At 50.0% G+C, this 14,326-nt stretch carries 8 protein-coding genes; 3 read left to right on the top strand and 5 right to left on the bottom strand.

All coding sequences use genetic code 11. The features are described 5' to 3' along the window. The first annotated feature begins 512 nt into the window (after positions 1-512). The gene (gene dctP, locus MXE39_RS09600; RefSeq protein WP_246978457.1) at positions 513-1,655 is read left to right on the top strand and encodes a TRAP transporter substrate-binding protein DctP; all 1,143 of its coding nucleotides are present in this window, start codon (positions 513-515) and stop codon (positions 1,653-1,655) included. Between the two features lie 207 nt (positions 1,656-1,862). Here dctP and MXE39_RS09595 read toward each other — a convergent pair whose 3' ends face one another. Continuing rightward, positions 1,863-3,473 carry a mannitol dehydrogenase family protein gene (locus tag MXE39_RS09595; RefSeq protein ID WP_246978458.1) on the bottom strand — a complete coding sequence of 537 codons (1,611 nt, stop codon included), beginning with the start codon at positions 3,471-3,473 and terminating at the stop codon, positions 1,863-1,865. Positions 3,474-4,768: 1,295 nt separating this feature from the next. Here MXE39_RS09595 and MXE39_RS09590 point away from each other — a divergent pair. Beyond that, positions 4,769-5,692 carry a MurR/RpiR family transcriptional regulator gene (locus tag MXE39_RS09590; protein WP_246978460.1) on the top strand — a complete coding sequence of 308 codons (924 nt, stop codon included), beginning with the start codon at positions 4,769-4,771 and terminating at the stop codon, positions 5,690-5,692. A 190-nt stretch (positions 5,693-5,882) separates the two neighbouring features. Next, positions 5,883-6,614 (top strand): glucosamine-6-phosphate deaminase, encoded by a 732-nt coding sequence (gene nagB / locus MXE39_RS09585; RefSeq protein ID WP_246978462.1) that lies wholly within the window; start codon positions 5,883-5,885, stop codon positions 6,612-6,614. A 352-nt stretch (positions 6,615-6,966) separates the two neighbouring features. On the opposite strand, the gene MXE39_RS09580 is transcribed toward nagB, so the two are convergent. The 4 genes from MXE39_RS09580 to MXE39_RS09565 all read right to left on the bottom strand — a co-directional run bounded on the left by MXE39_RS09580 (position 6,967) and on the right by MXE39_RS09565 (position 13,747). Further along, the gene (locus MXE39_RS09580) at positions 6,967-8,115 is read right to left on the bottom strand and encodes a S26 family signal peptidase (RefSeq protein ID WP_246978464.1); all 1,149 of its coding nucleotides are present in this window, start codon (positions 8,113-8,115) and stop codon (positions 6,967-6,969) included. 1,967 nt (positions 8,116-10,082) lie between these two features. Next, positions 10,083-11,228, bottom strand: coding sequence for a porin (locus MXE39_RS09575; protein ID WP_246978465.1), 1,146 nt, complete (start codon positions 11,226-11,228; stop codon positions 10,083-10,085). A 572-nt stretch (positions 11,229-11,800) separates the two neighbouring features. Continuing rightward, positions 11,801-12,028 (bottom strand): hypothetical protein, encoded by a 228-nt coding sequence (locus tag MXE39_RS09570; RefSeq protein WP_247074022.1) that lies wholly within the window; start codon positions 12,026-12,028, stop codon positions 11,801-11,803. A 558-nt stretch (positions 12,029-12,586) separates the two neighbouring features. Beyond that, positions 12,587-13,747 carry a porin gene (locus MXE39_RS09565; protein WP_246978467.1) on the bottom strand — a complete coding sequence of 387 codons (1,161 nt, stop codon included), beginning with the start codon at positions 13,745-13,747 and terminating at the stop codon, positions 12,587-12,589. Between the last annotated feature and the right edge of the window lie 579 nt (positions 13,748-14,326).

The following is a 14,326-nucleotide window of genomic DNA, read 5'->3' as shown; positions in this document are numbered from 1 at the left end:
GACCTCACTGTATGTGCCAGACAAACAGGCTGATACAAGACGTTTATCCAGCTCCTGATGCCTGGAGCGCAGCTGCAGCGCAAAAAACATTTTGTTCTGTGTAATTGACGCATTAGAAGATAACTTTGGCCTGCATACATCACAATTTGATACTAATTGACGTGCAATTGCCTCAGGCGATTATCCGCCGGGCAATATCAGGGATATACTTAGATTATTTACTGAAATTCTCAGGTTAATCGATCCCCTGATGGCTGATGCCCTGGCTGAGCTGAAACACCTTGATAACCAGCTTTTGCATCAGCCGGTGAAGGTTAGTGGGAACATACAGACTGTGCACCAGATATGCCTTTATATGGTCCATGGATGCCTTGAATGTATGCTTATCAGAACAGAGGTTACAGAGCCTCTGACATGCTGCAGGGAGCAGCTTTAGGCGGAATCTTATCTGCCCTTCCCAAAGTGCCGGTCCGGTCAGCTGGACCTGCACTTGTTGTATGAGGAAATGTGCTATGGACTCACTCATAAAAAGCAAGATCAAATCTGTGATTAAAGGAGTTTTCACTACACTTGGCTTCTCCTTTGTCATGGTTGGATTAAGCGGCTGCGGTGCTCAGAAACCAGATGAAACTGCCGCTGCTGACATTACCTCCGGCCCATCAATGAACGCTAACCACAAGGCTGATCTGGTTATCAAAGTTGGCTATGAAAACTCACGAGGTGAGCCTTTTGATATGGGCATGAAGCGCTGGAGAGATGAGCTTGCAAAAGAGACCGGTGGAGCAATCATTCTCGAGCTTTATCCTGAAGATGAGCTTGGCGATGAGCAGGCTCTGATGGAGCGCATGATCAATGGTGAAAAAATCATTTCCACTGCTGATGCAGCTGATCTTTACAGCCGTGGTGCTTACGACATAGGCATCTGCTTTAGTCCATATCTTTTCAAGAGCTGGGACGAAGCTTTTCATCTGACCCGCAGCAAGTGGTATCAGGAACAGAACAAGCGTCTGTCAGAAAAGCAAGGCCTGCATATTATTTCCTCAACCTGGCAGTTCGGCCTGCGTCATATTCTCTCCACACGTCCAATTACCAGGATCAGCGAACTGGATGGCCTAAGAATCAGAGTGGACAATAATGAAATTCAGAACAACACCTGGAAGATTTACGGTGCAGAACCAAAAGAACTGCCTCCATCAATGATCATGCAGGCTTTCAGAGACAAGGAGCTTGATGCTGTAGATCTTCCTGTTACCCGTATGTACGGTGCCGGCTTCCATAATGCTGCCAAGTACCTGCTGATGACAGGCCATGTCTATACCGTTACCAGCATTATTACCGGAGAGGAGTTCTGGAACAGTCTGACTACTGAGCAAAGAGAAGCTCTGACCAGAACCTGCATCAAGGCATCCAGCTTCTACAATGTAGTACGTGAAGCCAATGAATATCAGGCACTCAAGAATATGCAGGAACAGGGCGTCACTGTTACCTATCCAGGCCGTGAAATGGTAGCTGCCCTCAATCTCAAGGCTCAGAGCTTCTACCGCCTCAAAGAGTTCCGCAAATGGACCCCAGGCCTTTACTATAAGGTACTCGAATCAAAGTCCCTGCCATGGACCTATTACACCAAGGGCGGCCTGATTGAGCCAGATAAGTAGCATACGCTATGCTTTGAGCATGCAGTGCAGAAAAAAGAGGACCCGACTTTTGTCGGGTCCTCTTTTTTGTCCTGTTGCCAGGTTCTTATAATCAGGCATGAACATGGGCCCCCGGCACGGCAATTCATGGCGCCAGGGACAGGGGCAGGGAAAGGGTCAGGGAAAGGGTCAGGGAGCCAGTAAACAGCAGTTGTCCTGAACTGGCAGCTATCCCATGTAGCGTATCAGAGTTGCTCTTACAGCTCCCGGACCTGTAATCATTTCCTTGAACAGGTTCTCTACTGTCTGACCAATGCCTGCCTCATAGAGGTTCTGGCCAAAGACAGTCTCATTGGACAGCAGAGGACGCAATGTGCGCTCCACGCTGTCAGGACGGGTAAAGATGATCTCAGACATTCTTCTGCTTAGCTCACTGAGCATAGGATCGTCGGAAATCTTCATGGTATGTCCATTATCGTCTATGGCCATGAGATAGCGCAGCCATCCGGCCAGAGCAAGCGGCAGAGCTACCAGTGAAGTCAGAGCGTAGCCACGCTTCTGATAGGCGCTGATGGTATAGCCAAAACGCATTCTGATTTTCTGGGAGGTATCTGTAGCGATACGTGCCGGGGTGTCGGGCAGAGCTCTGTTGGTAAGGCGCTCTTTGAAGATCTCATTGAGATATTCTCGTGGGGTCACAATCATAGGACTGTCGACTACACGCAGGCACTCTTCATAGCCAAGACGCCTGATTAAGTTAATCAGCTGTCTGTCATTCATGGCATCGCTGATGTGCTCATAGCCAAAAATACAGCCATAAAGAGCCAGAGCCGTTTGCAGAGGGTTGAGGCATGCTGATACCTTCATGCGCTCAAAGAGCTGTACACCTCTGGCAGTAGTAAAGAGTACTCCCACCTTCTCAAGCTGAGGACGGCCATTTGGGAACTTGTCCTCAATTACCAGGTAACGTGACTTCTCCATGTTCACAAAAGGGGCCATGTGAGCGCCCTTTTTGCTGGTATAGACCTCCATATCTTCAATGCCCATAGCGGTCAGGCGGGCCGCAATGTCACGATCAGGGTAAGGGGTGATACGGTCAATCATGGTGTTAGGGAAGGTCACTGAATCCTCATCAGACAGGTACCTGATAAAGGCCTGATTGACAAAGCCTCTGCTCTCCCACTCACGGGCAATGGTCAGAACTGCATCTCTGAGCAGGTTGCCATTTTCTGAGCAGTTGTCAAAAGACACCATGGCAACCGGAGCAGCACCGGCCTGCCATCGTTCCCACAGCAAAGCTGCAGTCCAGGAAACAGTATGGCCAGGTGCTACCGGACCGGACTCAATGTCCTTTTTAATCTCAGGAAGAAAATTGCCCTTGATATCCCTGATGACATAGCCCTTTTCCGTAATGGTATAGCTGATCATCTGTATGGATGGACGGGTTGCCAGTGCGCGCACATCATACTCATCTGCAGGCGAGCTGCCGTTGAGCTTGTAGCTGTTGGCAATGGCGGCAGTAACGCGCAGATTCAGAGTGCCATCACGCAACACTGTGGTCTCAAGAGTAAGACGGTCATGAGGGCTGAGCACACGATCTACCTCGGCTCCATCATGGGTAGACAGGGTAATAATGCCTGAGGTCTGGCTGCGGCTGCTTAACAGGTCATGCTGAAGAGATGCAATGTAGCCACGAAAGATATTGCCGGCACCAAAATGCAGCCATACGGGGTTATTGCGGCTGGTAGCCTGTACCCGGGCAACATCATAGTCAGGAAGAGCAATACCAGCCTTGTCAAAGGCGTCCCTGTCCTTAATTCCCTTGAGAGTAACCTTCATTAAAAAACCTCGCAGCGGACGAAACGAAGCACCAGTCATACAGGACAGCCGCTCCCGGCAGGTAACACGGCGGGAGTATGTCCTGATAATGCAGACGGGAAACTAATGGAAGACAGCACTCACAGGTGAGCATGCCTGGCATCGGTGGCCAGGATAAAAAGAGGCCCCGCTGTCACAAGCCCCCTTGGAGAAAACACATTAATGCAAGGATATCTGGAGAAAAGATCAACTCTCCCGCATGGCCATAAAGACAATATGACCTAAGTCATGACCTGAGAGCACCATCCAGTAATACAGAAATGATCCTGCTGTCTGCATGCGCAACGCCCCTGGATTATGGCAACGGTAAAGCCATTTAACAGGCAGCACGGCTCCGGCCAGTTGAAAAGCATGTAACTGTGTTGAGTTATGACCATACTGGCATATTATGCGAGCAACTCATGGATAAACACGGCACTTGTCACCATATCTTACGGTCGTATACACGGACCTGATAATTCTGTTAATACTTAATACCTTACCATACAAGTGATGGCTTTGCAGCACTGAACCAGGCCCCCATCCCGGCAGCTGCCGGCCTGATTCCGCCCTGCTGAAGCTGTCAGCAGCAAGGCTGCTGCAGCTACATGAAAAACAGCGCCTGACATACCTGCAATGCCATGCCGTACCATGCCATACCATAACACTGCCATACCCCTGACCAGATCCTGAACACCTTCCGAAGCCAACTGCACCAGGCAGCAACCACAACAGCCCCAGCAATACCCATCCCAGGCAGCGACCACAAGAGCCCCTGCCTCAACCATAGCGGTACCCACTATTCTGTCCAGAGTTTGATGCTACTTGTGTGATTGATCAACGAATACCCCACAGTCTCAGCTCATCAAAAGATTACATGCCATAACTTACTCCAGGGGCGTAGAGTGATTAAGAGTAAGGGCGGATAAGAAAGCTGTTGCCTGGCATGCTGCCGGGAGTGCTTCCGGAACCGCTGACATGACTGCTGGCTGGATACTTATAGAGACATGACAATCTATAAAGATCAGGGGATGGAGGCTCTGGGCTTACTTTGAGCCATGGGCAGCCTGGTTCAGGATGCAGTTATTTATGAGCACCGTCATGGGCATGGGGACTTTTTTAGTTTGTGATGTAGAGCAAAGTTTTAATATAGGCTAAAATATTGAAAAAAAATTCCATGGATACGATCTATAATTATCAGGTTCTTAGGAAAAGCTTTTCTTTACCTGGATCGCGCACATGCTGGCGACTGGTTAGCACATGGGATGTCAAAGCATATGGGTATATTAGACAGGCTTAACGGAGATCAGAAGAATCTTACGAAAGCCGACCTTGCTCTGCTCAAATACATCAAAGATCGAGGCCTTGACGTGTGCAACGCCCCTATCTCGGAAATTGCCCGCAACTGTGGCGTTTCGCATGCCACTGTGACCCGCTTTGCACGCAAATTTGGATACGATTCCCTGCAGTCATTCAAAATTGCCCTGGCTCAGGAAATTGGCATGACCAGTGACCTGGGCGATCTTATCTCCGTATCCATCTCTTATGACGAGGACTCACGACAGACAGCCGCAAAGCTCTCTCAGCTGATTGCCTCAACCATTGTTCAGACTGCTCAAAGCGTCAATCATCAAAGCCTTGCCCGTATTACCCGAGTTCTTTCCAATGCCCGAAGAGTACTGTTCATAGGCAAGGGAAACAGCGGCTTTGTGGCTCTGGACACAGCTTTCAAATTCAACCGCATTGGCATTGATTCAAGGGCCATTATTGATAGCCATGAAATGCTTGTGCTGTGTTCCCTGCTGGACAAAAAGGACGTAGTAGTTGCCTTTTCAAACTCAGGTTCTACTCCTGAAATTATCAAGGCCGTAAACCTGGCCCGTCAGGAACAGGCAAAGGTAATAGGCATTACCGCAGAGTCATCGAGTGATCTGTGCAAAATTGCCAATGACAGCCTGCTGTACTCGGTTAAAGAGACCTGCCTTGATTCAGGCTCCATCTACTCCAAAACAGCCGTTTATTTCATAGTCGATCTGATCTTCACTGAGCTGTGCAAGATGCTCGGACAGAAGGCAGTAGACACCAAGCACAAGACCAGTAAAGCCCTTGCTGTAATGTGCACCCCGGATTTCAAAAAGGAGCTGCTGGAAAGCGAGCCTCCTGTATGCCCTCAGCTCAATCCTTCTTCCCAGGATAACTGAGCTCATAATGCTTCAGCTTTCAGCCCGCTGCCGGTCTAAAGGCCCGACGGGTCAGGTCATGAATATTTGTTCTTCAGCGCCCCGGCGCAACAGCTCAGGCAGCCGCACTGCTATCCCTCTGGTCCACTCTCATGCCCTCAGGTCATGGTTTAAGGCAGGCTGCTGAGAAAACTTTCTTTAGGAGAGCCACATGCGTATTTACCGTGCCCATAACTATCAGGAGTTAAGCCGTAAAGCTGCCAACATCATTTCCGCTCAGGTAATCATCAAGCCTGACTGCGTTCTTGGTCTGGCAACCGGTTCCAGCCCAATTGGCACTTACAAGCAGTTAATCGAGTGGTACAACAAGGGCGATCTCGACTTCACCGAGGTCAAGAGCGTTAACCTCGATGAGTACCGTGGCCTTGGCAAGGAAAGTGACCAGAGCTATGTTTACTTCATGCACCACAACTTCTTTGATCACATCAACATCAAGCCGGAGAACATCAACATCCCTGATGGCAAGAACCCTGATGCAGTTGCTGAGTGCGCCCGCTATGACAAGGTAATTGAAGACCTGGGCGGCATCGACATCCAGCTGCTGGGTATCGGCCGTAACGGTCACATCGGCTTTAACGAGCCTGGCACTGCCTTTGAGAAGAACACCCACTGTGTTGACCTGACCGAGAGCACCATTGAGGCCAACAAGCGCTTCTTTGCCTCCATCGATGATGTACCACGTCAGGCCTACACCATGGGTATCCGCTCCATCATGCACGCCCGTCGGGTATTACTGATTGCCTCCGGTGAGGATAAGGCCGAAGCTATCTACAAGTCATTCTGGGGTCCTGTTACCCCTGAGGTTCCAGCCTCAGTTTTACAGCTGCACCCTAATGTAGTACTTGTTGCCGACGACGCTGCCTTAAGCATGGTCAAGATGTAATCACAGCAAGAGTCACAGCAGGCAGCCACCAACGCCGTTACGAAGGCATACAGCTGCCAGCTTTTTCCCGGCCAGCCGCCACGTCTGTCAGACTGACGTGACGGCAACACAAAGCCCGAACAGGAAAACCTGTCCGGGCTTTGTTGTCTTTGCGGCTCTGTCACTTCATCCGGATCAGGCTCTGCCCCCGGATCAAGCTCTGCCCCAGGATCACGCTCTGCCCCAGGATCAGGCTCTGCCCCAGGATCACGCTCTGCCCCCGGATCATGTACTGCAGCCCGGATCCGCCGGAACTTACTTGCAGGCAAGTGGCACGACACGGTACAACGCTGCTCTGACCTTCGTCTACGGCCTAGAAGGTCAGCAGAGGTCTGAGCCTTGCAATGATGAAGTAGGAGCGTACCGGACCAAAGTAACGGCTGTCGTAGCTGAAGACCTTTTCGTTGAGCAGCATTACCTCATCTTCTTCCAGGGTAAAGTAGCTGCCTGGCTCAGCATACATTGGCATAGGACGTCCTGCACCATCTCTCTTTAATGAGGCTGTATTGGTAATCAGTCTGTCATTGACGAGCACGCCCTGACAGTTGTAATCAATCTTGTCACCGGTTACTGCAGCTACATACTTGCCTACAGGAGCTATGCCACCTGGGCATTTGCCTGCGGTAAGATAGCCGCGCTCATATCCAAAACGGGCCATCCTGGTCTCAAGGCAGGCCAGAACAAGCTCACCCCTTTTCACCTCCAGAGTTCTTGCCTTTACAGTGGATGGCACAGCTGGCAGGCCACTGTCTGTGACCGGCTCTTCAGATGACACTTCACGGGTAAGAACACCTGCAGCTGTACCAAAGGCGTCCTCAGTGCCCGGGGCAGGTGCCGGACCGGAAACACTGCCGGCATAGATGGTACGACGGGCAAAACGCAGCTCCTGCTCACGTGACACACCTTTAGGGTCGATAAGATTCCCCAGATCAGCATCCTCTACACCGCTGAAGCCAAACAGACCGTAATCAATGCCATCGCGGTACTCAACCTTATAAAAGCCATAAGGCAATGACGGACTGACATTGATGTAGATGCCCATAAGGCTCATGGTCACATTGGCCACCAGGCTGAAAGCAAAAATTCCGGCAGCCGCCATCAAAATTATCCTGCCAGCTGAACGCTTTTTCCTGCCCCTGCCATCATGAGAACCATTATCTCCATGCAGCCCCGTGCCTGACTGTGCAGCTGATGCAGCCCGTGCAGCAATAGCCTCATTGCCCGTCCTGCGCAGTCTTTCCATACCGCTTTCATACTTGCCCTCACCTGCGCTGTGCTGCAATCCATCACCTGCAGTTTGGCTCATGCCATTGCCTGCAGTATGACGAATCCTGTCAATACTTGAGGCAGTACTGGTGCGTACCTCACTCGATGAGATACGACTGTCAGCGGTGCGGCTGTTAAAACGGGATGAATTATGGGAAAAGTGACTGAGATTGTCAGAGGATGGATTAAGAGGCATGTTACTTATCCTGCTGCGCCATAGCGCACTTTTACGGTCTGTTTGATTCTGATTCATGCCCTGGGGCATAGGGCCCTTAACACCGTGAGCCGTGCGGACCTTGTGTCGTTGACTGAATGTATTGAAATTTCTGTAAGCTGTGACTTAAGGTGCAGAGAAACATCATTGCACAGTTTGCCTGCGCACCTTCCCAGACAGAGCTGATGCTCTGTTCCTCTGCTGCGATGCTGCAGAGGCGCACTGCCATGCTTCTGCAGAGGCGTGCTGCCGATGCTGCAGTGTCGTGCTGCTGCGCTGCTGCAGTAACGCGCTGCTGCGCTGCTGCAGCCATTACAGCTTCTTGTATAGATAAAGCTCATTGATGAGATGCCTGATTGAGCTGCTTAGATTGTTGACTGTTACTTTGGTTGTTAAGTCTGCCTGCATGCGAAGACAGCCGGGTAGTACAAGGGTTAAAGATCATCTATAGATATCACGTCCCTATAATATAGTAATTTGAGAGCACTGCAGCAAACCACTGCAAAAAAGGGCTTTAACAAGGCAAATCAGCATTCACTGACACCATGGCGGACTGGCACCAGGGTGGACTCCAGGCACGGACAGAATACGATGGCCATGTGAGCACGGCCCAAAGACGGGGCAAACTACGGGGCAAGGCTCAAAGTCAGGCATAGCTACGGGCTCAGCCCCAAAGACAGGCATAGCTACGGGCTCAGCCCCAAAGACAGGTCAAACGACGGGCTAAGGCTTAAAGATGAGATTAGGGCGCAGAAATCAGATGTGCAGGCTTGCGGAGGTAGGCCCCAAACCATTGATCAATGCAAAAGTACAAATATGGCAAACGGGCTTGATGCCATTACGTTACCTGGAAGCTTATTGAGACGGGAAAGAATTAAGGTAAGTGGGGTGTGAGCCGGAGTTGGAGAGAAGGGGGTAAGAAGGAGTGGGAGTGGAGGGGGAGGGCCGCTGATGCCGTCGCCACAATATAACGACGGCATTAGTCAGGCTCGGGTCAACTGTGCTCAAAAGGAACATGAGCTGAACTTTGACCCTGACAGCTCAGAATGCTGCCATATCAGGTTATGCCTTTTCGACTTCCGGTTGCTGACTGAGTCGAAATGCACAGGACAAGACCTGAAAGGATTATGCACAGCTGTTCGGATCCTGCTGAAAGCGGGATAGATAATATCAGCAGTGACTGTCGTCTTTAATGCAAAAAGCACCGATACCGGTAACAACTGTATGAAGTGTGGTCAGAATATCAGTCAAAACTTATATGAAAATTAGAGTCCTCATTTTTTCACTGAAAATCTTAATCTGAACCGTATTCATAGCGGCGTGCATACCGAATCAGTCAGGTCAATGCTGGCCTGTATCATACGGCCTCCATTAACCAGATCAGCACATTCAGAGCCGGCCAGGCTATGCAAGTCCATGGCTGGCAAGGCCAAGGCTGGCAAGGCCACGCAAGGCCGGAGCTGGCAAGTCCCGGACAGCCATGACTGGGTAGTCAAGAACAGGCACGGCTCAGGTACAGGGCACCTCCATGTTACTAAGAACATAGATTTTCACTTATCTTAACTGGCCCGGGCTACCGATTACCCCCATTATGGCAAGTGGGCTGTAATCATTGTGTAGATGGCTGCACCAGCTGCACCTGAAGCCCAACTGTCTGTGCTTACGCTGCACAAGGTCCTGAGGTCAGAGGGATGGCTGACCCAATGGACAGAACCGGAGCTTCAGAGACAGGGTATGCTCAAGGCAGCCACTCCTGAACAAATCAGTACCAGTAAGTGCAGATTTGGGAAAGACAGAGAGCGACTCCCCTTACAAAGGGAGCAGGCGGCTGAGGTATGCGCGGCACCGGCATGGATGCAGGGGCATGGTCATCACTGACAGTTGCGACAGTTGCAACGGTTACGTCAGTTGTGACAGCCGGGTATTACCCTTGCCTGACAGCTCAATGACTAAAATGCGTAGCGCATACCGGCGGAGAAAGCGTTCTCGGAGAAGTTGGTGCCCATGGCAAGGTCGTAATTCTTCTCGCTGGTATTGTCGGTATCGGCATCAAAGCGTGCTTCAGCCCAGACATTGAACTGGTCGTTAACCTGGTAGTTTACAAATACAGGTACTACTGCAGCTTTGATCTTATCACCTTCAGTTTCTGTTTCAGTGGTCAGATAGCCAGTGCTGGCAGTCAGGCCGTTTTCCAGAGCATAGCTGGCAACAAACTCAAGACCTGTGACCTTGTAATCAACATCTGAAACACCGGCTGCCATGGAGGCGAGGTTGAACTTGCGCTGCTGGTACTGGGCGGCAAAGTAAGGACCAAGGTCAGTTGAGCCCCATGACAGGCCGGCAGCAAACTGCCTGTAGTCATCAAAGCGGTGCTGACCTGTTGCATTCTGCTCTGTAAGCTTACCTGTGCCATCATCGACCATACCATCAGCAAACTGACCAGACTCAAAGCCAAAACGTACGGCTACTGGACCAAATAGCACATCAGGAGAGGTGTAACCAGCAGCAGCTGATACTGAGCTCTGAATATCTGCAGCTTCACCCAGATCCCATGCACCGCCAACAGGATCGCCATCCTTGGCAAAAGCGTAGGAGAACAGAACGTCAAAACCTGCACCTGACCACTCATACTGAACTACACCGTTGCGGCGGTCATCAGCACCGGTAAGACCGACAGCACCCCAGTCCTCAAAGATATCTGTCTGGCTGATGGCATACTTCATGGCTGGCTCAAACTTACCTGCCTTGATAAGGCCGAACTGACCGAAGTCCAGACCAACGAAAAGATAACGTGCCGAGAAGGTCTCCTCACTGTCACCATTGGCTGCCTCCCACTCTGCATTGGCAAAGGCCGCAACATCAGAGGTCAGAGCTGAGCGCATGTTCAGACCAAGACGGCCAGAGGTGCTCATGGATGTTTCTTCGTTAGAAACACCTGATACCTTGCCTGAATACAGTACGGACTGAACGCGGCCGTAAACCTCCAGAGAATTGCCATCCTTGTCATATACAACTGCAGCATGGGCAGATGAAGCCATGGTTGAAAGAGCAACAATGGCACCAGCGACTGCCAGGACCAGATTTGTCTTCTTCATGAAAAACTCACTAATCTATAAAAGGCGGAACTGAAGCACCAGGGCTGTCAGCCAGAAACATAAATAAATCTTTAACCGCCAAAAACTCACTACTTGGTGCAGCACCACGAAAATACGAGCACAGATCGGGGCCACCCTGATTAGCCAAAGCTAAATAAGATTAGCTATAGCTAACTAATAGTACAAACTATATCACCACGTTCACATGTTTGTCACTATGCACCAAAAATAAAACAGCATGAACAACCGTTATGACACGGAAAATATCTGAGCAGACGGTAAACCTTTTCCCTGGCCCCACCTGGCTCTTCCCCGCAAAGCAGCACTCAATCACTCCCAGAACACAATCTGCCTAAAGGTATGCACGGCATCATGATACGCAGTCAACACCCCCGTTAATACCCAACACAATACTGCAGCTAAGGTAAGAGAGCTCCAGAGCAGATCACAAGCTACGTCATCTGTCTGATTCAATGAAAATACCCGGCCCTTGTCTGCTTCAATGAAAGGCCACTGCCCTGATACTTCCCATTGTGCGATATTGCGTGCGTGCATGCATGCACGCATGCAGATCATTCTGCTGAAAGGTAATCGTTACTGGAAATACTGATGAGTGTGATCATCATGATGAATCTTTCCCTACCTACTGCAGGCAAAATTTTAGAAAAATACCGCGTGAATATTTCGCTGGGACTCGCCAGCCATGTTCCAGCGACCTGATCCGGGACTGATTTGCCCATGGGAACTGAATCTGATTTATCCATGAGCACAAACGTGGATCTGAACCTGAGCTTTTCCATGGGTATAATCGCATAGATGGAGATGGATGTTGGCAGGATGGATATGGAGATGTGATGGCCGTGACCACAATTGCAGACAGAGCTTCAGACAGCCCGGGCTGTTACATGATCAGGATGTATGAACCTCGGGCTTAAGCACAGTCGTATGATGGTCCCAATGGTTCAATGAAAGGCTGATTTATGAGGACGTTCACCTCTTAAGTTAGCTATAGCTAGCTACAGGGGCAAAATAAAACAGACCTCACGGTCTGTTTTATTTTCACATGATCTGAGCTGATCAACATTGATAATACAGGGTCGAACCGCTCTAGCAGCGCATATTGCGCCAGGATGGGTTAAACATACCTCTGATGCTCAAGTCCATCCCTGCTCAAAGTCTATAACCAGGCTTATGTGGGATAGAGAATTTCGGCACCGGGTGCCGACGGCAAGCATTCTGAGCAATGCTAAGGCAGTTTAGCCCTGTAAAATCAATTTCGTATCAGCCGGGCCGGAAAACGACCCGGTTAAAATCATGAAATGTATCTTTAACTGCATGCAGCCTCAGCTGCGGTGCAATTAGAATACGTAACGCATACCGGCAGAGAATACGTTCTCGTCGTAGGCTTCACCAGTAGCGCGGGCAAAGTTCTTGCCATCAGTCAGGTCGTTGTCGGTACCGGCGTCGAAGCGAGCCTCAGCCCATACGTTGAACTGTGGGTTGAGCTGCCAGTTGGCATATACAGGAACGGTAGCGGCCTTAACCTTGTCAGAACCTACCTCATACTCCTTGGTCAGGTAACCGGTGCGCAGGGCGATGCCGTTAGGTAAGGCATAACCAACTACAAACTCATAACCGGAAACAGTCAGGTCAACAGTCTCAGTACCCTGTGGAGCAGTAGGAACAGCAGAGGTGGAGAAATCACGTGACTGGTAAACACCAGCTACATATGGACCTAAGTCCAGGGAACCCCATGACAGACCAACAGCATACTGGTTGTAGTCGTCATAGCGCAGGTTGCTGCCAATGGCGTTCTGCCAGCTCTGACCGTTAGGACCAGCGCTCTCGCCGTCAGCAAAAGTGCCGTGCTCGAAGCCGGCGCGAACAGCGATTGGGCCAAATACTACGTCTGGGGAGGTGTAGCCGGCAGCGAAGGAGAAGGTGTTGCTCATGTCAGCAGACTCACCGTTGGCGAAAGCGCCATCGATGTGAGTGCCGTCCTTGGCTAAGGATAAGGAAGCGATGATGTCGAGGCCATTGCCGGACCACATGTACTGGAAGGTACCGTCGCGCTTGTCGTCGTTACCAGCCAGACCGGTGCATCCCCAGTCGTCGAAGATATCAGTCTGGGAGATGGCATACTTCATGGCAGGCTCAAAACGACCGGCCTTGAAGGAACCGAACTGACCAAAGTCCAGACCTACCCAGAGGTAACGGGCAGAGAAATTGTCCTGACCGTGAGCGTCGCCGTTAGCAGCTTCCCACTCGGCCTTGGCAAAAGCAGCAACGCCGTTGGTGATCTGGGAACGCATGTCGACACCGAGACGGCCGGAGGTCATCAGGGTGGTCTCTTCGTTGGATACGTTGCCAGTCTTGTCAGAGTAGATTACAGACTGAACACGGCCGTAAACGGCTAAAGAGTTGCCATCCTTGTCATAAACAGTGGCGGCAGAAGCGGTTGAAGCGATTGAAGTAGCAGCTAAAGCAGCAACAGCTAAAGCTAAATAGGACTTCTTCATAATGATTTTCTATCCCAAAAATTCTTTAAAACTAAAGAGTCAGCACGAATGTTTGTGCTGGGGTAAATATACCACTATTAAAATGCTTTTTGCCATTTCTGACACTTTTGGTAACTAGATACGATTATCCATCCTGTTGACCATGGGTGATCACTGTCACGCAATCATGATATATACGCGGTTTACTCTGATGTGCACTATGTCACATTTATCAGACACACAAGGATTCCAAAATTGTGCAAACTTGTCTGACAAGCCTTGATATTTTCGTTTTACCCCCACCTATTTAAATAAATTTATGCCCAATAACCGCTTATTTATCATAATTTAATCCCTTGATTAAAAGCTCCATGAACATTTTGGATTATTTTTCCAGTATTTGTGATCTACTTCAAATAAAACTTTCCCAGAGTTTTGAACTATAAAAAGCTCTCTAATTAATAGATCCATGTAAATATGTACATAATTCTTAGTCAAGAGTTAGACATATACCCTTGTAGTCTTGCTGCCCGGTGGCCTTCCTGGACGCCGTTTTGCAGGCATAGGTCCTACAAATGCAGCATGAAACTCTCTAGTATG

Source organism: Anaerobiospirillum sp. NML120511 (genome assembly GCF_023050955.1).
GTDB lineage: Bacteria > Pseudomonadota > Gammaproteobacteria > Enterobacterales > Succinivibrionaceae > Anaerobiospirillum.
The sequence above is the reverse complement of the archived record's forward strand: the minus strand, read 5'-3'. Positions and strand labels throughout refer to the sequence as shown.

What these genes read in the sequence shown, in the direction of transcription:
- nagB (WP_246978462.1), top strand. Translation starts at nt 5,883, where the DNA reads ATGCGTATTTACCGTGCCCATAACTATCAGGAGTTAAGCCGTAAAGCT.
- MXE39_RS09590 (WP_246978460.1), top strand. Translation starts at nt 4,769, where the DNA reads ATGGGTATATTAGACAGGCTTAACGGAGATCAGAAGAATCTTACGAAA.
- MXE39_RS09570 (WP_247074022.1), bottom strand. Translation starts at nt 12,028, where the DNA reads ATGGAAAAGCTCAGGTTCAGATCCACGTTTGTGCTCATGGATAAATCA.
- dctP (WP_246978457.1), top strand. Translation starts at nt 513, where the DNA reads ATGGACTCACTCATAAAAAGCAAGATCAAATCTGTGATTAAAGGAGTT.
- MXE39_RS09565 (WP_246978467.1), bottom strand. Translation starts at nt 13,747, where the DNA reads ATGAAGAAGTCCTATTTAGCTTTAGCTGTTGCTGCTTTAGCTGCTACT.
- MXE39_RS09575 (WP_246978465.1), bottom strand. Translation starts at nt 11,228, where the DNA reads ATGAAGAAGACAAATCTGGTCCTGGCAGTCGCTGGTGCCATTGTTGCT.
- MXE39_RS09580 (WP_246978464.1), bottom strand. Translation starts at nt 8,115, where the DNA reads ATGCCTCTTAATCCATCCTCTGACAATCTCAGTCACTTTTCCCATAAT.
- MXE39_RS09595 (WP_246978458.1), bottom strand. Translation starts at nt 3,473, where the DNA reads ATGAAGGTTACTCTCAAGGGAATTAAGGACAGGGACGCCTTTGACAAG.